At 36.6% G+C, this 20,552-nt stretch carries 21 protein-coding genes; 5 read left to right on the top strand and 16 right to left on the bottom strand.

The annotated features are described in order from the left end of the window. Positions 1-37 precede the first annotated feature (37 nt). The 9 genes from rsmI to dnaX form a co-directional block, all read right to left on the bottom strand. Complete coding sequence (gene rsmI, locus EsVE80_RS04000; RefSeq protein WP_173102549.1) at positions 38-928, bottom strand: 16S rRNA (cytidine(1402)-2'-O)-methyltransferase; 891 nt, start codon at positions 926-928, stop codon at positions 38-40. A gap of 80 nt (positions 929-1,008) precedes the next feature. Then, a complete protein-coding gene (locus EsVE80_RS03995) occupies positions 1,009-1,350 on the bottom strand; it encodes a DNA replication initiation control protein YabA (RefSeq protein WP_173102548.1) in 342 nt (113 codons plus the stop codon). Next, a complete protein-coding gene (locus tag EsVE80_RS03990; RefSeq protein WP_173102547.1) occupies positions 1,337-2,218 on the bottom strand; it encodes a PSP1 domain-containing protein in 882 nt (293 codons plus the stop codon). Before EsVE80_RS03990 ends, EsVE80_RS03995 begins: the two co-directional genes overlap by 14 nt. A 52-nt stretch (positions 2,219-2,270) precedes the next feature. Continuing rightward, the gene (gene holB / locus EsVE80_RS03985) at positions 2,271-3,209 is read right to left on the bottom strand and encodes a DNA polymerase III subunit delta' (RefSeq protein ID WP_173102546.1); all 939 of its coding nucleotides are present in this window, start codon (positions 3,207-3,209) and stop codon (positions 2,271-2,273) included. A 12-nt stretch (positions 3,210-3,221) separates the two neighbouring features. Further along, a complete protein-coding gene (locus EsVE80_RS03980; protein WP_173102545.1) occupies positions 3,222-3,551 on the bottom strand; it encodes a cyclic-di-AMP receptor in 330 nt (109 codons plus the stop codon). A 134-nt stretch (positions 3,552-3,685) separates the two neighbouring features. Then, positions 3,686-4,324, bottom strand: a complete 639-nt coding sequence (gene tmk, locus EsVE80_RS03975; protein WP_173102544.1) for a dTMP kinase — start codon at positions 4,322-4,324, stop codon at positions 3,686-3,688. Positions 4,325-4,385: 61 nt separating this feature from the next. Beyond that, a complete protein-coding gene (gene recR, locus EsVE80_RS03970; RefSeq protein ID WP_173102543.1) occupies positions 4,386-4,982 on the bottom strand; it encodes a recombination mediator RecR in 597 nt (198 codons plus the stop codon). 42 nt (positions 4,983-5,024) lie between these two features. Next, positions 5,025-5,339 (bottom strand): YbaB/EbfC family nucleoid-associated protein, encoded by a 315-nt coding sequence (locus EsVE80_RS03965; protein WP_173102542.1) that lies wholly within the window; start codon positions 5,337-5,339, stop codon positions 5,025-5,027. Positions 5,340-5,371: 32 nt separating this feature from the next. After that, complete coding sequence (dnaX, locus tag EsVE80_RS03960; protein WP_173102541.1) at positions 5,372-7,249, bottom strand: DNA polymerase III subunit gamma/tau; 1,878 nt, start codon at positions 7,247-7,249, stop codon at positions 5,372-5,374. A gap of 207 nt (positions 7,250-7,456) precedes the next feature. Between dnaX and EsVE80_RS03955 the strand changes: the two genes are divergently transcribed. The 3 genes from EsVE80_RS03955 to EsVE80_RS03945 are packed head-to-tail and all read left to right on the top strand — an operon-like array spanning position 7,457 to position 10,678. Continuing rightward, entirely contained in the window at positions 7,457-8,698 is a 1,242-nt protein-coding gene (locus EsVE80_RS03955) for an SPFH domain-containing protein (protein ID WP_173102540.1), read from the top strand. Positions 8,699-8,741: 43 nt separating this feature from the next. Further along, a complete protein-coding gene (locus tag EsVE80_RS03950; protein ID WP_173102539.1) occupies positions 8,742-9,881 on the top strand; it encodes a TFIIB-type zinc ribbon-containing protein in 1,140 nt (379 codons plus the stop codon). Beyond that, entirely contained in the window at positions 9,878-10,678 is an 801-nt protein-coding gene (locus EsVE80_RS03945; RefSeq protein WP_173102538.1) for a TPM domain-containing protein, read from the top strand. Before EsVE80_RS03950 ends, EsVE80_RS03945 begins: the two co-directional genes overlap by 4 nt. Positions 10,679-10,721: 43 nt before the next feature. Here the strand turns inward: EsVE80_RS03945 and EsVE80_RS03940 are convergent, their stop codons facing one another. From EsVE80_RS03940 to ptcA, 7 genes are all read right to left on the bottom strand, one after another. Continuing rightward, entirely contained in the window at positions 10,722-11,693 is a 972-nt protein-coding gene (locus EsVE80_RS03940; RefSeq protein ID WP_173102537.1) for a pyridoxal-phosphate dependent enzyme, read from the bottom strand. A 143-nt stretch (positions 11,694-11,836) separates the two neighbouring features. Then, positions 11,837-12,634 carry a MurR/RpiR family transcriptional regulator gene (locus EsVE80_RS03935; RefSeq protein WP_173102536.1) on the bottom strand — a complete coding sequence of 266 codons (798 nt, stop codon included), beginning with the start codon at positions 12,632-12,634 and terminating at the stop codon, positions 11,837-11,839. 8 nt (positions 12,635-12,642) lie between these two features. Then, on the bottom strand, positions 12,643-13,740 hold the full coding sequence (gene aguA, locus EsVE80_RS03930) for an agmatine deiminase (RefSeq protein WP_173102535.1): 1,098 nt from the start codon (positions 13,738-13,740) through the stop codon (positions 12,643-12,645). Between the two features lie 165 nt (positions 13,741-13,905). After that, positions 13,906-14,892, bottom strand: coding sequence for a carbamate kinase (arcC, locus tag EsVE80_RS03925; protein WP_173104115.1), 987 nt, complete (start codon positions 14,890-14,892; stop codon positions 13,906-13,908). Positions 14,893-14,894: 2 nt separating this feature from the next. Further along, a complete protein-coding gene (aguA, locus tag EsVE80_RS03920; protein ID WP_173102534.1) occupies positions 14,895-15,995 on the bottom strand; it encodes an agmatine deiminase in 1,101 nt (366 codons plus the stop codon). Then, on the bottom strand, positions 15,979-17,370 hold the full coding sequence (locus EsVE80_RS03915; RefSeq protein ID WP_173102533.1) for an APC family permease: 1,392 nt from the start codon (positions 17,368-17,370) through the stop codon (positions 15,979-15,981). Before EsVE80_RS03915 ends, aguA (EsVE80_RS03920) begins: the two co-directional genes overlap by 17 nt. A 104-nt stretch (positions 17,371-17,474) precedes the next feature. Beyond that, positions 17,475-18,509: a putrescine carbamoyltransferase gene (gene ptcA, locus EsVE80_RS03910; RefSeq protein ID WP_173102532.1), complete on the bottom strand. Its 1,035-nt coding sequence runs from the start codon at positions 18,507-18,509 to the stop codon at positions 17,475-17,477. Between the two features lie 400 nt (positions 18,510-18,909). Between ptcA and EsVE80_RS03905 the strand changes: the two genes are divergently transcribed. Together EsVE80_RS03905 and EsVE80_RS03900 are read left to right on the top strand one after the other, a co-directional pair. Beyond that, a complete protein-coding gene (locus tag EsVE80_RS03905) occupies positions 18,910-19,611 on the top strand; it encodes an MgtC/SapB family protein (RefSeq protein ID WP_173102531.1) in 702 nt (233 codons plus the stop codon). A gap of 63 nt (positions 19,612-19,674) precedes the next feature. Further along, on the top strand, positions 19,675-20,547 hold the full coding sequence (locus tag EsVE80_RS03900) for a helix-turn-helix domain-containing protein (protein WP_173102530.1): 873 nt from the start codon (positions 19,675-19,677) through the stop codon (positions 20,545-20,547). The last annotated feature ends 5 nt before the right edge of the window (positions 20,548-20,552 follow it).

Raw genomic sequence — 20,552 nt, 5'->3', positions numbered from 1 at the left:
CATTATTTCATTATCCTATTGACAGTTAGCCCTCCATTTATTCTACTGACTCATTAATTTCATGATAATCTTTATAAACGATTTGTTTCTTTACTTGATTATTTTGTGCAACCACTTTAATTGCTGCATTAGGTTTCATACCACTTTCAATTAAACTTTCCACTTGTTCTTTAAAAGTTAATGCTGGCCTTTCTATAGCTGCCTTTGTGGCATCATCGCTTTTGTTAAAGCCCGCTACAAGTAAGCAACATTCCCCTTTAACTGTATTTTCAGTTAAATACGTGGCCAATTCTTCCAAAGTTCCTCTCAAATACTCTTCATGTACTTTCGTCAACTCACGACATACTACTGCTTGACGACTACCAAAAACCTCAGCTAAATTCATTATGGTCTGTTTTAAACGATACGGTGACTCATAAAATATTAACGTTGCTGTCTCATTTTTCAAAGCAGTTAACACGTTACGCTGTTCACTTTTTTTGCGCGGTAAGAATCCATAAAAATAATTGGGTTGTGGTGTTAAGCCAGAAGCAATCAATGCTGTTAATCCCGCTGTAGGACCTGGTAACGCTACTACAGGAATTGCCGCTGCAATACACGCAACGACCAATTCATGTCCTGGATCGCTAATTGAAGGCATGCCTGCATCACTCACTTGAGCTACACTAACTCCTTGTTGTAACAAGTGAATTAATTCGGGCACCCGTTCTTTAAAGTTATGTTCATGTAAACTTTTTTGTGGTGTCTTAATTTCAAAGTGATTCAATAATTTTTGAGTATTTCGCGTATCCTCACTTGCAATCAATTGCACGGTTCTCAATGTTTCCACACCACGATAGGTCATATCTTGTAAATTACCAATTGGCGTTGGTACTAAATATAATGTCCCGTTTTCCGAGTTACCTTTAAAACTACTTTGCTTTTGCATGTACAATCCCCTTTTCATAAAGTGAAAAAGAATTGATAAGAAAGGTTACAAACGCTACCTCCCAATCAATTCTTTCACCCTTAGTTTTGACTTTCGCGATACAAGACTTCCAAACAAAAAACGCACTGTTCATCATTTTCTCTTCTTGCACCATAGGATTCACGACAAATATGAAAACCTTCTTCATAAATTTTTTCCAAATTCATGCGGGATTTAGACATGCCTTGTTTCACTTCTTCTGCAGCATTTTCTTCTTTTAACTCTTGTAGATATTCCCGTAATTTTTGGTTTTCCAACTCCAAAGTCGTATTTTTTTCAACAATTTCTTGTAACGCTGCTTTCATCGCCGTTAATTGTTGCAAAGAACTTTCTAAATCTAATTCTAAATTACTTAAACCATCATAAATATCACGTTTGTCCATGCTCACTAGCATCACCTGCTTTTTTTGCTTCATCGGCTGAGGTTTTTACTTTGTCTAACTGTTCTGCCTCAAATTCTTTTAGTTCATCATAATGATATTCCACCGGTGTTTCCCGTTGGAATAAACGGATTTTTACAACCCGATTTAATAAATTCAAACCGATAACTTTTCCTCTACCATCTGGCGTATCAATTTCTTTGCCATAATCAGGCAACTCACGTTTCGCCGCTTCGTATTCATCATTTTCGTATTTTAAACAACACATTAAGCGGCCACACAAACCAGAAATTTTGGTTGGATTTAAAGACAGCCCTTGATCTTTGGCCATTTTAATCGAAACAGGAATAAAATCTCCTAAAAAAGTAGTACAGCATAACGCTCTACCACAAGGGCCAATACCACCTAATAACTTAGCTTCATCACGAACGCCAATTTGGCGCAATTCAATTCTAGTTCGAAATTCACTAGCCAAATCTTTTACCAGTTCTCGAAAATCAATCCGTCCGTCAGCAGTAAAATAAAATATCATTTTACTACGGTCAAACGTATATTCCACAGACACTAGTTTCATTGCCAATTCATGGTGTCTTATCTTCTTTTTACCAATTACAAAAGCTGCCTTTGCGTCTTCTTCATTTTGAGCCGCCCGCTGCAACTCCGCACTCGTTGCACTATGTAAAATTGGCAGCACTTGATCTGGCAAATCGGTACTATCAATTTCCACTTTTGGAATGACAACTTCTGCCATTAGTTTCACTTGCTGGGATTCAACAATGACTTTTTCTTCATAACGATATGTCTGATTCTTAGCAGGTCGATAATAGTAAATATGACCTGCTTCTTTATAGCGAACGCCTACTACTTCCATTCTTTTCCCTCCTTTACTATAAAATTAAAATAGCAAACAATAGTAACTCTTTTTATGAAAGACGAACAATTCGTAAAACCAATTGTTCACATACATTTTGAAAGGCAACATTTGCTCTTAGTTTTTGTTCTGCTTGCAAAATTAATTCTAAAATTTCATTAGTCTTTTGCAACTGCAAGCTATTTGTAATTGTTTTTTCTCGTTGCTGACGAAAATAAAACAACAACATTTGTAATAGCGTAAACTGCTGGTCCTTTTCTTTAGCCAAAGGCAACAACTTCTTTTGAACAAAAATAAAAGCTTGTAAATCTGCTTTTTCAAGATAACGATGCCAAGTTAAAACAGCATCCTTAGCACTATTAAACCATTCATCTTGTGAGAATTCAATTGCTTTTTCATAGCTATTGGTAAGGCTTGCAAGTAATGCTGCACTTTTTGCGCCAACACCCTCATTTTTCAATTGTTCTTTGAAATTTTCTTTGGATAACGAAGTAAAATGAATGAGTTGACAACGCGATTGAATTGTCGGTAAAATTCGTCCCAAAGCGCTTGTCTCTAAAATAGCCAAAAGTCCCGGTTGTGGTTCTTCCAAAAACTTCAACAAACTATTTGCTGCGTTAACATTCATTTTTTCCGCTTCTGAAATAATAAAAATTTGTCGCTTCGATTCAAAACCTTTTTTACTAAATTCATTCTGTAGACGCCGCATTTGATCGACTTTAATCGTCTGTCCCTCTGGTTTTATTACCTGAACATTTGGATGCTCATTTAAACTAATCCGAGTACAATTATTGCAAGTGTTGCACGGTTCATTATCAACGACATTCGTACAAAAAAGGCGTTTGGCAAGCCACATACTCATTTGATGTTTACCAGTGCCGCTTTCCCCTTCAAAAAGATAAGCATGAGCCATACGCTCATGCTCCACACTTTTTTTCATTTGGGCAAAGACCAGAGGCTCATTTTCCAACAAAAATTCTCGCTCTGTCATTTTACTTGCTCCTTAATATTGATGGAAACCTTCTACTGGTAGTACAAAAACTGTTGCTCCCCCAACTTCCACTTCTACTGGATAAGGTACTTGCCCATCTAGTGAAATATCTAACGACATAGGTGTCGAAACATATTGCTTTCTTGATTGACAAGTTTTTTTAATTAGCTCAAGTGCTTCTTGCACACGCTCATCTTCAATCCCAATAATGAACGTACTGTTACCAGCTTTTAAAAATCCGCCAGTTGATGATAACTTTGTCGCACGAATATTATTATCAATAAATTCATTAGCCAAACGATTACTATCCTTATCCTGTACAATTGCCATAATTAATTTCATAAAATTGCCTCCTTTTAATGAGAAAGACTTTCCAAACTACTTCAACTACTAAGCTGAAACTTTATCAGCTTGAACAAACGCGTTCATCCAATAATTATATTTACACAAAAACATTGAACGCTTTGATATGCTTTTTAGAAAAATTGAGGATATGCTTCGGTAATAGCTGTAAAACTAGCATCTACGACATCTTGTAAACTCATACGTGCGTCAACTTTATGAATTCGAATCGGATCTTCTTCTGCTAGTTTCAAATAAGCATGCCGCACCCGTTGATGAAATTCCAAACTTTCAATTTCTAATCGGTCTGCTTCTCCCTGACGAGAATTCTCAATCCGTTTTAAACCAGTATCTGAATCAACATCCAGATAAAGTGTGAAGTCTGGTTTCAATCCTTCTGTTGCAAATTCGTTAATTTTGGCAATTTCAGGAATACCAATTCGACGCCCAGCACCTTGGTAAGCCAAAGAGCTATCCACAAAACGATCACAAATCACGATTTTACCAGCATTTAAAGCCGGCATAATAACCTCAACCAAATGTTGTCGTCTAGCTGCTGCATATAATAACGCTTCTGTACGATCATCCATTTCTTCATTACGAGGATCTAAAATAATTTTTCTAATCTTTTCGGCAATTTTTACACCGCCAGGTTCCCGTGTCTTAACAATGCCACGTTTGGCAATCAGCTGAATACGAGGAAATAATTCGTTGACAACACTCGTTTTACCCGCGCCGTCTGGTCCTTCAATCGTGATAAATAATCCGTTCACAAGTTTATCCTCCAATTATCTATTAACATTATTGTACAAAAAAAATCTAAATTTTAAAACTTTATAACTCACGGCGGCCTTCAACAGCTTTTAAAAGTGTTACTTCGTCGGCATATTCAATATCACTACCAACAGACAGACCGTGAGCCAACCGCGTTACTTTAATACCAGCCGGTTTAATTAACCGTGATAAATAAATAGCTGTCGCTTCTCCTTCAGTGGTAGCATTTGTTGCCAGGATTACTTCTTTTACTTCATCATCGTGTAATCGTTCTAATAGACTCGGCACATTAATATCTTCTGGCCCAGTCCCTTCCATTGGAGATAAAACACCGTGTAAAACATGGTACAAACCATGATATTCTCGCATTTTTTCCATAGCCATCACATCTTTTGGCTCTTCAACAACCAAAATTGTACTACGGTCGCGACTTTGATCTGAACAAATTGGACAGGGGTCTTCTTCTGTAATATTGCCGCAAATACTACAAAAATGTAGATCGCGTTTCACACTTAAAAGTGATTTAGCAAATTCATTTACAATCTCGTCTTTCATATCAATTGTATAAAAAGCTAGCCGCGTTGCGGTTTTTTGTCCAATTCCTGGCAGTTTCATGTAGCTGTCAATTAATTTGGCAATTGGTTCTGGATACTGCATAGACATTTCTCCTTAGCTAAAACTGCTGTGACATGTCATTTTCTAAAATCCTGGCATGCCTTTTGTATATTTACCTAAAGTTTGTTCAGTTTCTTTTTCAATTTTACTTAGTGCGTCATTTACTGCCATCATAACTAAATCTTGCAACATCTCACTGTCTTCAGGATCAATAACCTCTGGTACAACTTCTAGTCCAATCATCTTACGATCACCAGTAAACGTTGCTTGTACGTATTCATTTGTAGAAACACCAATAAATTCTTTTTCATTCAAAGCTGCTTGTGCTTTTGTCATTTCCTTTTGCATTTTTTGTACTTGTTTCATCATGCCTTGCATATTTCCCATGCCACGCATCATATTAACCACTCCTTCAGTTTTTAAAATTTAGATTAATCGTCAATTACTTTTACCACATCTGAGCCAAACAAAGCGACTGCCTTTTGTGCGGGGTCTTCTACTTCAGCTGGTTCTGGTGGTAGATGATTCAGTAAATCATCATCCAAAATACCAGTTTCTGTTATATCCACAGTAGGCTGGTTTGCTGGTGTCTTTTCATTGGTAATAGTTTTTTGCTTTTTTTCTTGCTTATTTTCTTTAGAAAGCTCATCTTGCACATCATCATCTAATAGACTACCATTTTTTTGGGCCGTAACGAACTCTCTTCTTAGCTCTTGCCAAGCAGCACTGGTTAAATAGACCGGTTGTGGCGCATAATCAGGAATCATCTTGCTTAAATTGTTGCCAATCAACTGACTCATTTCTTCATCTGCAATCGCTTTTTGGCAGATAATTTCATAATCAAAGGTCACAACGATTCCATTTGCACTAGCAGCCCTGACCTGACCTTGACGTAAAACGGCCTTTTTGGTAATTGGCAAACTCGCCAATAAATCTTCCCAGACATTTTGTGTTTGATGTAAATTATCTTTTGTCGCTGCTTTTAAAACTTGGAAGACTTGATTACGGGGAACGCGTAAATTGTTTTGCTGCCGATTGCGATTTTTTTCAAGTGCCTTTGGCGTTACTGGTTCTTGTTTTTGCACTGAACTTGTTTGAAGTTGCTTTATCTCTTGTGCCATTTGCTCAACTTTTTGCTTTAACGCTGTAATAACAGGATTATCCTTGCTTAACATTGCCTCTGAATTACTGGTATCAGCAACAGCTGAAGGGACAGGTACTATAGCTGTTTGCATTTCAGCTAATTTAACAATACAGACTTCCAAATAAATCGTCGGACTATTTGTAAAGCGTACCTCGTTTTGTGTTTCATTCAAAATTTTAATCCAAGCAAAGATGTGTTGACTACTTAGTTGCTGAGACAACTCTTTAAAAGCAGTAGTTAAGTGTCCTGATTTTTGTTGTAACAACTGTGGCGCTTTTTGGTATAGTAATAAATCGCGACAATAGACCAATAAATTTTCAAGTAAACGCCGTGCTTCTTTTCCTTCAGCTAAGATAGCAGCTAAATCTGTTAGCGCTGCCCCTGCGTCATGCTGGAAACAATGATCTAAAAGTTGATCCATCATTTCATACGTTAGACTGCCCGTGACGGTCATCACATCTGCCAAAGTAACTGTGCCATCGGCAAATGAAATTGCCTGATCTAACATCGACAAAGCATCGCGCATGCCCCCTTCTGCGGCTTGAGCAATAATTTCTAGCGCTTGCTCTTCATAAGGCTGATTGCTTTCTTCTAAGATATACTGCATTCGCCCCACAATAGCATGGGCGTCAATTCGTTTAAAATCAAATCGCTGGGTCCGAGAGATGATTGTTGCAGGAATTTTATGAGGTTCTGTAGTTGCTAAGATAAAAACAAGACTTTCTCTTGGTTCTTCTAGCGTTTTTAATAACGCATTGAAAGCTCCGCTAGAAAGCATATGAACTTCATCGATAATATAAACTTTGTATTTACCCTTGGTTGGGGAATAATTAGCACGTTCGGTTAAAAAGCGAATTTCGTCAACGCCATTATTACTTGCCGCATCGATTTCAATAACATCATCAAATTGACCATTGGTAATAGCACGGCAATTAGCACATTCATTACATGGCTCTCCATCACGACTGTTGGGACAATTGATAGCTTTAGCAAAAATTTTAGCTGCACTGGTCTTTCCTGTCCCTCGTGGCCCAGTAAATAAATATGCGTGGGAAATCTTTTGTTGACTGATCGCATTTTTTAAGGTTTGCGTAATCGCATCTTGTCCAACTACGTCATCAAAACGTTGTGAACGCCAAACACGATATAGGGCTTGATAGGCCATATTTTGCCTCACTCTCTTTAAATTCACTATCTTTCATTATACGCAATTTTTGTTAAAAAAACTAGTTTTGCTCTGTAGTTTTATCAATTCTAAAATCTTGTTTGCTCAAAGCAGGCAGTCTTTTGTTCCTATGCTATAATTTTATTATAAGTAGACACTTTTCCAACAGAAATAAGTGTCAACGACATAAAAAGGAGGATCTTCAATATGGGAATTATTAAAGCTGCAGCTGGAGCTGTAACAGGTGGTTTGGCCGACCAATGGCTTGAGGTAATCGAACCAGCTAATATGGGCGACAATACCGTTTTAACAAAAGGAATCCAAGTTAGAAAAGATGCCAAACGTAATGCTAATAAAAAAGGAACCAGCGACGTAATCACAGATGGCTCTGTCATTCATGTTTATCCAAATATGATGATGCTTTTAGTTGATGGCGGAAAAATCATCGATTATACCGCAGAAGAAGGTTATTATACTGTCAAAAATGATAGCGCTCCCTCTCTTTTTAACGGTTCTTTAAAGGATGCCGTTAAAGAAACATTTAGCCGCTTCAAGTTTGGTGGGACAACGCCTCAAAAGCAACAAGTTTTCTATATTAATTTACAAGAAATTAAGGGGATTAAATTTGGAACACCAGCGCCGTTAAATTATTTTGATAATTTTTACAATGCAGAATTATTTTTAAGAGCTCATGGAACTTACTCCATTAAAATTACTGATCCAATTTTATTTTATACCAACGCTATTCCTAAAAATAAAGATCAAGTGGAAATTGACGACATTAATGAACAATATTTGAATGAATTCTTAACTGCACTTCAAACAACTATTAACCAAATGTCAGCCGATGGTGTGCGCATTTCTTATGTCCCATCAAAAAGTATGGAACTAAGCAAATATATGGCAACTGTCTTAGATAACGACTGGAATACTTTGCGCGGAATAGAAATTGTTGCCGTAGCTGTTGCAAGTATATCTTATACGGATGATTCCACTAAATTAATTAATATGCGGAACGAAGGTGCCATGTTAGGCGATCCTAATATTCGCGAAGGATACGTGCAAGGATCAGTAGCACGTGGCATGGAATCAGCAGGTAAAAATGATGCTGGTGCAGCAACAGGATTCTTTGGTATGGGAATGGGTATGAATGCAAGTGGCGGCTATTTAAATCAAGCCAGTCAAAATAATCAGCAGCAAATAAACAATCAACAATTAAATAAACAAAATGAAAAAAGTGACAGTAAAGTTTGGTCTTGTCCGCAATGTGGCACGGAAAATACTGGTAAATTCTGTAGTAATTGTGGTACACCAAAACCAGCAGCTTCTGGACAAGTGGATTTAAAAATGAAATGTAGTGAATGTGGCACTATTGTCGACTTATCTAATGGAATTCCAAAATTCTGTCCAGAATGTGGAAAGCCATTTAAAGGCGTCCCAATTGACTAACTCATAAAGTTTTACAATATCTGAAAAAATAAGGAGTGACGCTATGGACGCCTTAACCCATAAATGTCCCAATTGTAATGGGGCATTAACTTTTAATCCAGATGATCAGCAGTTTCACTGCCCTTATTGTGGTAGTGTCTTTACTGTCGACGAACTAAGCGCCTTTGAGGCAAAACAAAAAAGTACGCTTGATATAGCAGAAAAGAAAACTGAGGTAAAAGATGTCTCTAATGCAACAGAGTCAAATAGTAGTACTGACACTGTGATAGATGATCTAGATACTTCAGAAGAAATAGGCGCTAAAAATATGGAACTATACCTTTGTCCCAATTGTGGTGCTGAAATTGTGACAGATGCTACTACTGCAGCAACTTATTGTTATTATTGCCATAATCCTGTCGTTCTACAAGGGCGCCTATCCGGTGAATTCTTACCAGACAAAGTTTTACCCTTTGCTATTAGTAAAGAAAAAGCTACTGCAGACTTTTTGAATTGGGCTCAAAAAAAATTCTTTGTACCAAAAGATTTTTTTTCAGCAAGTCAAGTAGAAAAGTTGACTGGTGTTTATTTTCCTTACTGGCAAGTTGACGCAAAAGGTAATGGCAGTTTGATGGGAAATGGTACTTCTATTCGAGTCTGGATTATAGGTGATATTGAATATACGGAAACAAAACAATATGCCATCAGTCGTAAGGGAAACCTCACTTTTAAGGGACTTGTAAAAAACGCGTTGACAAAAAACACACCACAAAAAATGGTTGCAAGCGTTCAACCGTTTCCACTTGAAAAAGCAGTAACATTTCAAAATCAATACCTTGCCGGCTTTCAAGCTGAAAAACGGGATATTGAATATGATACTTTAAAAGACGAGGTAATGGCAGAATTAGCTGATTACGGTGAGAAAAAATTGCAAGAAACAGTAGGTAGTTACGCAACATTTACTAAAACACAACACGATCTCAATTTAACAGAAACTAAGACTTCTTATTTGTTATTGCCAGTTTGGCTCGTTACCTATCGCAGTTCAGAGTCAACTGAAAAGATCTTTTATTATGCTATGAATGGACAGACTGGAAAAGTCAGCGGTATTTTGCCTATTAGTTACAAAAAATTGGGACTTGTATCGGCAGGTATCTTTTTAGGTCTATTCTTGTTGTTTTTATTAGGAGGGTATTTCCTATGAAAAACTTTTATAGCTGTTTTTCTTTCATTATTACTGCTTTCTTTTTTTTAATTGCGTTACCCGCTTATGGTGCACTAGAGAATGTAGAAGATCAAGCAAATGTCTTCCAAACAGAGCAACTAACTCAATTAAATCAAGAAGCTGAAAAATTAGAGGAAAAGATAAAAGGCGGTATTTACATTGTTACAACAGATACCAATGAGAAACAACCGCGTACCTTTGCCAACGAGTATTTACGTGACAAAGTAGGAAATAATCAAAACGGCGCCGTTTTTTTAATTGATCTAAACCAACGAGAAATGTATATTGCAACCTCAGGAAATATGATTGATTATTTAACTGATAGTCGTCGAGAAGCACTGTTTGATAAAGTCAGCTCTGAGATGAGTGGTGGTGATTATTACGCTGCAAGTAAGATATTTTTAGAACAGATGACAAACTATGTAGATGAAGGTGTTCCTGGGGGACATTATCGTATTGATGAAAAGACTGGTAAAATTTCGTATTATAAAACTATTACACTATTGGAAGGAATAATCGCCTTTGCTTTAGCTTTAGTAGGAAGTGTTGCTTTTTTCATTATTGTCAAATCGCGCTATCAACTAAAGTTAGGAACTTATAAATATCCTTTCCGGCAAAATACACAGCTGGAACTAACTGAAAATGAAAATCGCTTAATCAATTCCTTTGTCACTACAAGACGTATCCCTAAAAATAATCCGAGTAGTGGTGGTGGCGGCAGCAGTACCAATTCTAGCGGCGGTGGCACTTTTGGAGGTGGCGGTCGAGGCTTTTAAAAAATGAAAAGTAACGCTTAGTAATTACTAAGCGTTACTTTTTTTAAATAATTTCTTTAAAAACAGAAAAATCAATATTACCGCCAGAGACTACTGCAATCGTTTTTTTACCTTGTAATAAATGATCAATGTGCCCGCTTAAAATTGCGGCTGTACTTAAGGCTCCCGCCCCTTCTGCAATAACTTTTTCTTTTAAAGCTAAATAATGAATCGCTTGCTCAATCTCCTCTTCTTCTACTAGCACCGTTTCATCAATTCGCTCTTTTAATATCTCATAAGTCAATTCACCTGCTAATGCTACATCACAACCATCTGCTAATGTTTTCTGACTTCGATTTGCAATCAATTTTTGCTGCCAAATCGACGAAATCATACCGTGAACATGATAAGATTGTACTCCAATAATTTTGACTTCGGGCCGATAGGCTTTAACAGCTAGTGCAATCCCAGCAATTAAACCGCCGCCTCCAATAGGAACAATAATATTATCAACTTCTGGCAAGTCTTGTAACAATTCAATTCCTATTGTTCCTTGTCCTTGCATAACCGCACAATCATCAAAAGGCGAAACAAAGACTTCCCCACTTTTGGCTACTTCTGCTAGTGTTCTAGCTTTTGTTTCATCAAATGTTTCTCCAACTAGCTCCACCTTAGCACCATAATTTTCGGTTGCCAAAATCTTTGTTTTAGGAGCACTTTCAGGCATGAAAATTCGCGCATTTATCTTCAAAAGAGAGGCCGCCAAAGCTACTCCTTGTGCATGATTTCCAGCCGAACAAGCAATTACCCCACGTTTTTTTTCATCTGGTGTTAAAGTTGCTAATTTATTATAGGCTCCTCTAGCTTTAAAAGAACCAGTGCGTTGCAAATTTTCTAATTTCAAATAAATGTCACCTTGTTTTTTTTGCCCCAAAATATTACTAGGAGCCAACGGTGTATGAATCATTAATGGCTTTAGTCGCTCATAAGCTTTTAAAATACCGTAAAGCGCTTGGTTTTGTGTTTCTGAAATCATTTTTCCACCTTCTTGTTAGCGTTTTCAAACACATTAAAACATGAATTTAAATAAATAGCAATAACCTTGAAAAAACAAAAAAATAACAAGACATTCTAAAAAAGAAAGACTTGTTATCAATTTAGATATATGTAGTTCATAAATTAACGGAATATCAAATGATAGTTTTCACTGCCGCTAGCTTCAATAAACTGATATAAAATCAATTCCATCAAGGCCACCATAGAAATATGGGAGGTGATGTCCAAATGGTTTAAACTGATTTCGTCGGTAAATAAATAGAGATTTAAATCGCTAGAATTTTGTAAAAGATTATTATCTGCACCTGTAATCGAAACAATTAGAGGATGATTTTGATTTTTCATTTTACGCACGCACTCAATTAATTCCAAATCCTCCCCTTTATAACTAAAAATAAAAACAATATCATTCTTTTCAGCTTGTTGTTGGGCAATTGCTCGAGTTTGGTGATCTTCTGGAAAAATGACAAAAAAACCCGCTGTGTTATATAAATACTTAATATAGCGCATAATTTCTTTACTTAAACCTTTAGCAAAAAGAAAAATTTTAGGCCTTTTTTGCAATTGAGCTACAATTTGCGTTACTTTATCTGTATCCATAACCCGGACAGATTCTACCATATTTTTCAAATATTCTTCTCGATAGTCTTTTTGACTCACAACAAAAGGTGAGGAGTCAGGAATCGTCTTTTTATTTAGTAATGTATATTTTATAACTGTTGTAAATTCGCTAAAGCCAGAAAAGCCTAACTTCCGTACGAAGCGTAAAAAAGTTGTAGTCGAAACGAAACAATCATCAGCAACTTCGCGAATACTTTTATTTTTAATGCTGTCAAGATTTGTAATGACATAATCGAACAGCACTTGTTCATTTTTAGTCAATTCGGCAATATGACTGTTGACTATTTCAAAAAAATCCATCGTTTCTCTCACCTTTCATGCTGTGGTATTCCTTGAGCGATACAGTGAATATTTCCGCCACCAAGTAAAATTTCTCGGGCATTAACACCAATAACTTCATAACCAGGATAGAGTTTTTGCAGTAAACTTTTAGCTTTTTTATCGTTAGGGTCATCAAAAAGCGGAAAAACAATACCGTGATTTGCTGTATAATAACTAACATACGTCGCAGACAAGCGATCTCCGGCAAAACGTGGCAACATACCATTGACTGGGTCTACGCCTGCTGCCTCTTCATTAGTAATATACAAAGATTTCGGCAATTCTAATTTATGGATAGTAAACTTTCTACCTTTTGCGTCTTGTTGCTTTTGTAATACAGCTTCAGCTTCGCGTGTAATTTCATACATTGGGTCTTTAGGATCTTCACACCAAGTCAAAACGACTTCTCCTGGTCGAACAACATTTAACAAGTTATCTATGTCGCCATTTGTTTCATCTAGAAAAAAACCTCTTGGAAACCAAATAATTTTCTCAATCCCACAATATTCTTTTAGAATTTCTTCAATTGCTCGTTTTTTAAGCTGTGGGTTACGCCCTTCTGATAACAAGCATTCTTCTGTTGCAAAAAGCGTGCCCTCACCATCCGTATGGATTGAACAGCCTTCTAAAACAAAATCTTTCAATTGATAATAATCAATCCGTTCCAAATCACAAAGTTTACGAGCTAGTAAATCATCTTGATCCCAGGGGAAAAACAAACCATCTAAAAGCCCCCCCCATGCATTAAAGCGAAAATCTACGCCCCGTAATTTCCCCAGAGCGTTCATTACCAATACCGGTCCTGTATCTTTTAACCATGCATCATCGTTACTCATCTCTATGACGCGAATATGATTGGGCAGTTGATGCCGCGCATTTAAAAACTGTTGTCTTGAAACGAGTACAGTAACATTTTCAAAACGGCTAATAGCTTCAGCCACTTGCTGATAATTTTTTTGAGCAGGCTTTCCTCCTAATCGCCAATTATCTGATCGTTCTGGCCAAATTAAGTAACACTCTTTATGAGGTAACCATTCAGGTATTATTTGAAAACCATCTCGCCTTGGTGAAGTTTCTACTAACATCAAAGCTTCCTCCTTCATTCAACTGACTTCCAGTTGAGTTGTCTATCGTAATAACTGTTCTAACATCGCACTTTAAATATACCATAGCTGTAAATTAATTTTTATTTTTTGTCAGAAAAAACCGAACCAAATGGCTCGGCTTTTTCTTGCTAATATTTAAAACACTTAATGGGTAATGTAGTCTTTCAAATGACTCTTTTGCTCTAAACTTTGATTCCCATATATAATTGTACCTGCATCTTCTTTTAACAAAGCGTCTAAATTATCCAAAGAAGTAATCACTGCTCTGGCCTTCGGACGTGCTTTAACAAAAGCTAATGCAGCTTCAACTTTTGGTAACATGCTACCCGGGGCAAACTCACCAGCTGCTTTGTATTTTTCTAAAGTTTCAATATCTACGGTTGTAAGATTTTTTTGTTCCGGTGTATTAAAATGAACTGCAACATTTGGAACCCCAGTTAAAATAATTAATTCATCTGCATTGACAATTTCAGCAATTTTTTCAGAAGCAAAATCTTTATCAATTACTGCCTCTACTCCAACTAACCCTGCATCTGTAGTAATAACTGGAATCCCCCCGCCACCACCTGCGACAACTAAAATATCGGTTGCAAGTAGCGTTTTAATTGTTTGAGCTTCAACGATTCCGATTGGTTTAGGCGAAGCAACAACTTTGCGCCACCCACGTCCTGCATCTTCTTTATAAGTTGCTTCACTCATTTTCATTTCAGCTTCTGCTTTTTCTGCTGTCAAAAAAGGACCAACAGGTTTGGTTGGATTAACAAAACCTTCATCATCAGCTGCAACAATAACTTGCGTTAAAAGAGCTACAACAGGCTTTTTGAGACCTCGTTTTTTTAATTCATTGTCCAAAGCTTGTGTTAACCAATAACCAATGCTACCTTGTGTCATGGCAACACTAGTATCCAATGGCATTTCCGGATTTTCTTTTGACGCTGCTGCTTTTTGTTGCAATAACAAATTTCCTACTTGTGGACCATTGCCATGGGAAATAATCACTTTATACCCCGCTTCAATTAGACTCACTAAAGAAGTTGCAGTTTTTGCTAAGGCTTTTTGCTGTCCAGCAGCTGTTGGATCATCAGTTAAAATTGCGTTGCCACCTAAAGCTACGACAACTGTTTTTGTCATCATTATGCCTCCCCTTTTGGAATTTGTTGGGTGATACAATGAATGTTCCCGCCACCTAATAAAATTTCACGGGCATAAACGCCAACAATTTTACGATCTGGGTATAATTGTTGTAAAGTTTCTTTTGCTTTTTCATCCATTGGATCATCAAACAACGGATAAACAACACCGCCATTAGCAGTATAATAATTCACATAACTGGCTGCTAAACGGTCACCAACTTGACGTGGTAGAGTCCCGTCTACTGCATCAACTCCCCCACTTTCTTCTTCGTTAATTAGAATTGGTTTTGGTACATATAATTTTGTCACATTGATTTTACGACCTTTAGCGTCCGTTTCACTTTCTAAAATATCCAAACACTCTTTTGAAATTTCGTATTGTGGATCACTTTCATCATCTGTCCATGCTAAGGCGACTTCGCCAGGAGCGACAAAATTTGCAATATTATCTACATGACCATTCGTTTCATCTAAATAAATTCCACGTTTTAACCAAATTACTTTTTCGATATTTAGATATTCTTTTAAAATATTTTCAATTTGTTCTTTGGATAACTGTGGATTACGTCCTTCTGATAACAAACATTCTTCTGTTGTAATTAAAGTACCTTCGCCATCTACATGGATAGAACCGCCTTCTAAAACAAAATCATTTAAACGATAGCGATCTTTTCGTTCATTTTCACAAATTTTTTGAGCTACTTGATCGTCTTTATCCCAAGGGAAATATAAACCATCAACTAATCCTCCCCAAGCATTAAAAGTCCAATCAACGCCGCGGGTTTCGCCTTTGCCGTTTGTGACAAAAGTCGGACCACAATCTCGTACCCAAGAATCATCACTTGCGATTTCTACTACGCGAATATTTTCAGGTAACATATGGCGAGCATTGTTATATTGATCTAAATTGACACCCATTGTGACAGGTTCGAATTCAGCAATTGCTTTTGCCACCGCCACAAAAGCTTGTTGGGCAGGTTTACCACCATCCCGCCAGTTATCTGGACGTTGTGGCCATAACATATAAACTCCTTCATGGGGCGCAAACTCACCAGGCATTTTAAATCCATCTTGACGTGGTGAACTATCGATTGTTTTCATCTGTAATAACTCCTTTTTCATGTTTTTCTTTTGCTGAAAAGTGAATAACAATCTCGCCAATAACAAAAGCGATGATTGTACCAACTAAGACTGGAATTTTAGCATTCATTTCTGCAGCACTTGCATCCAGTGGCACAACAGAAAAAATTAAAGTAATGATTAACAAAATCATTGGAATAAATGTTATAACTTTCATTAGCCAGTTTGGACCAGGCACTTTAAAAGGACGCACAGCGTTGGGATCAACTTTGCGTAATTTTAAAAAGGCAGGGAACATCATAATATAAGAAAGTAACAACGCAACTACATTCAATGAGAAGAACGCCCAAAAGATATTTTCGTTTGGAATAAACGGCGCTGCGACAACTAAAATAGATGCAATCACACCATTTACAATCGAAGCACCTACTGGCATATCATTTTTAGGGTTTTCTTTGGCAAAAATTGCTGGCATATCCTGGTTTTTAGCCGCATACAATGCAACATAATTAACGCCAAGCGCCCAAGAAATTAAGTTTGCCGCTAATGTGTACATAAATAAAATACCAATAATCACGACAAATGGATTTAATCCGCCCACTAACAAAATAAAACTATCAATCAAACCGCCTGAAGCTGAAAGTTGATCGGCTGGTACAGCTGCTCCCATCCCAAATGCTGCAAATAGGTAGAAGAAAGCGATTAAAATACCACCATAAATAATAGCCTGTGGAATTTGTTTTTTAGGATTGTCCATGTCACTAGCTAAAGTAGTTACAACTTCAAAACCTAAAAAGTTAAATAAAATAACCGATAAAAAGCTTAAATTTTGAATATCAAATTTAGGTAATAGCGCAGCACCGGAAAAATCGTTGGCCATTCCTTTTGTAACCGCATGATAAATGCCTAAGATACCCAAACAAACCATAATCGCTACTTTGGCAAAGGCCGCTAGATTTAAAATCCATTTACTATCACTAACAGGGTAACAACTAATAATGGTTACAAACCAAATAAAAATTAATTGAATGAAAATTAAAACGGGTGTACTTAAATGTAATTGGAAAATTTGGCTTAAAACTTCTTGGAACAACACAGCTAAACTCGCCATCCAAATTGGAAAATTAATCCAATAAAACCAGGCTACGCGTGCCCCCCAGCGACGTCCATAGGCTTTTTTTACCCAATCGTAAATACCACCTTCATCATCGTAAGTTGTACCAAGTTCTGCTGAAATTAAACCATAAGGGAGGAAAAATAAAATTAATAATAACCCCCACCAGAAGAATTGCGAGGATCCAATTGCCGCAGCTGGCGCTGCTGATTCTACTACTAGAATAACCACAACGGCCATTAAGACCGCATCAAAAAGACGAAATTTTTTCTTTTCCTTCATAATTGTGCTCCTTTCAATGAGCCAAAATGAAAAACTGATGCAAACTTGACATCGTTACTAAAGATGACAAGTTTGCAATGACTTTTCAAATTTTAGAAAATTTTCTAGTCTTTACGTTCGAATTGACGTTTTGGTTGCAACATATATTGCAATTCTCCGTCAAATTTTGCTGCTAAAGCATCGTCAGCATAGTCCAAATATGGGTTTAAGAAGTATACTAACAATGCACGCATAGCTGTTAAACGATTTTCTGCTTCGTCTAAAACAATAGATTGTTTGCCATCCAACACTTCATCAGTCACTTCTTCCCCACGCGTTGCTGGTAAGCAATGTAAGAATTTCGCATGAGGTGCCGCTTTTGCCATTAAATCATCGTTTACTTGATATTTTGGATAAAAAACATTCATCCGTTCTTCTTCTGATAATTCTGCTTCATATAGACCATACCAAACATCTGTGTATACAAAGTCCGCATCTTTCAATGCTTCCTCAGCATTTTCTGTGATTAGAACACTACCACCTGATTTTTTAGCATTTTCTTTGCCGATTGCTAATGTTTCTTCTTTAATTTGGAAACCTTTAGGACCAAATTGCACAAAGTCCATTCCCATCTTAGTTGCCATAAACATAGTAGATACACAAACTTGTGTAGCATCCCCTACAAAAACGATTTTACAATCAGATAATTTTTTACCCGCAGGTAAATGTTCAGTCATTGTAATAATATCCCCTAATTCTTGGGTTGGATGGTTGTAATCACTCATACCATTAATAACAGGAATAGTAGCATCTTTTGCTAGCGCAACAACAGATTCATGTCGCTCTACGCGTGCCATTAAAATATCAACTAAGCGAGATAATACTCGGGCAGTATCCCCTAAGCTCTCATGTCCACCTAATTGAATTTGACCAGGTGCCAAATATTGGGCATGTCCACCAAGTTGTGTCATTGCTGTTTCAAAAGAAACACGCGTACGAGTTGAAGATTGTTCGAAAATCATTCCTAATGTTTTATTTTTAAGTAATAAAGGATAATGACCATGTTTAATACTATCTTTAATTTTTAAAGCTAATGCGATTAAATATTCAATTTCTTCTTTGGTAAATTCATTTGTGTCGATAAAATCTCTTTTTTGCATGGTATAACGCTCCTTTAGATAATTAATATGATTGTCTTTACTCGAGTAATGCTTTTGACATACTCAGCATAACGTTACACCAATAATTTAGAAAGGGGTTTCATCCTTTTAGAAAGCAGCTTGGCGCAAAGAAAACATGTTACATTTCCCGTAACATGTTACAGTACGTTAAAAAAGGTAATTTAAAAGGCTTTTGTATAAAATTGCAATGAAGTAGCGTTGCTTTTGTCCAAATTTTGAATTTTATTTGCGGAATTTTTAACAGAAGATTATAGTGGAAGAAAGGATGCTGTTTATTTTTTTAAGTATTTTTGAAATAATCTGCTACTATCTATTCTTTCAATACACATTAAAAAAATTCGAAATGAGAGCTGCTAAATATAATGAAAGGAGAGATTTTATGTTTCGTGTCAGTGTATGGGAAATTTTATGCCGTCTTGGTTTAGTGATTATAACCAGTGGTATTATCGGTTTTGATCGCGAACAAAAAAACCGCCCCGCTGGAATGCGAACCCATATCTTAGTTGGAATTGGCGCTTGTGTTATTGCCATGATGCAGCAAGAAATTGCTGCGCAAGCTGTTATTTTTGCTAGAAGCAACCCTCAAATTGCAACTGTTATTCGCGCAGATCAAGCCCGCTTAATTGCACAAGTCGTTAGTGGAATTGGTTTTTTAGGAGCAGGTACAATTGTTGTAACCCACCACTCTATTCGTGGATTGACCACCGCAGCTTCTTTATGGGCAACGGCTGGGCTTGGATTAGCAATCGGTATGGGCTATTACGCTATTGCATTATTAAGTTTTGTTGCTGTTATCGCCGTCTTGGTCCTATTGAAAAAAATTGTACATGTACCAACAAATAAAAATTTTCAAATTAAATACATTAATCCAGTTGAAGCCGAAATCTTTATTCATGATTTTTTTAAAGCACGAGGGATAAAAGCCATTACGACAGATTATTATGTTGACACGCAAGATGATGTAAAAGTTTTTCGAAAAAATTATGCTATTGCATTTATTAATGAAGAAACTTCAGCAGAAATTATTGATGGCTTAGCACAAAATAAAAATATTATTGCTGTTCGTGCGTTAGCAAAATAAACGTCTTGGCATTTTTTTAAGCACCTTGTAAAATAAAGACACTGAATGTAAAAGGAGCTTATTATGACGTTTGATAAAATTCAACAAATCTATCCAAATGCTCGTTTTAGCAATACACCACTAGATGATCCAAAATTTTATTGTCTTCGTTTGGATGAAGGCTTTGCCATTTTACTTGCACAAACATTAACAAGCAATGAACGCAATCTTTTACAGCTCTTGGCAAATCCTGTCAAAGAACCTGAAAATTCTACTTCTCACCGCTGGTATCGCATTTTATTCAAGGGAGATAAAACCCCAAATACTCACCAAGTTCGTATTTTGCAAGTAAAAATAAAAAGTGGCAAAGATTTTGAAAAAGAAACTTGGCAGCAAGCTGCAACTGACATCATTCAGGCCGTGGCAGATGCTTTTTGGCTCAGTCAAGATACCTTTATTTTGGTAGAAAATAAAGAAATTAGTAACTTTTCTACCAGCGAACTCTTTAGTATTTTTCAAGCTCTGGATAGTGACTTTAACTGTTACAGTCAAGTTTTTATTGGGAGTTTCCATCAATCGGATGAAAAATTAGCCCCAGATTTCCAGACAGAAAGACAAATATTTTTACAGCAAGCTCATCGTAACAATAGTCAGCAAAATTTCACCTTATCTAATTCGGCTATTGATTATTTTATTTTTGAGCCGATGCAAAAAGTAACACTTTTTAAAAATTTATTTGAATTATGGTTTAGCGATTCCGAAATGACTGCTATCTTAGAAGCTTTATGGCAGGCACAAGGCAATGTTAGTTCTGCTGCTAAAACCTTATTTTTACACCGAAACACGATTAGCTATCGTATTGATAAATTTCAAGAAGCCACAGGTTTAGACTTGAAAAAAATGGATGATTTAATGTTTTGTCACCTACTCATTTCCTCTTTTTCTGATATAAAATGAAATTG

It is taken from the genome of Enterococcus saigonensis, assembly GCF_011397115.1.
In the GTDB taxonomy this organism is placed as follows: Bacteria; Bacillota; Bacilli; order Lactobacillales; family Enterococcaceae; genus Enterococcus_C; species Enterococcus_C saigonensis.
This window is presented reverse-complemented; position numbering and strand designations above follow the sequence as displayed.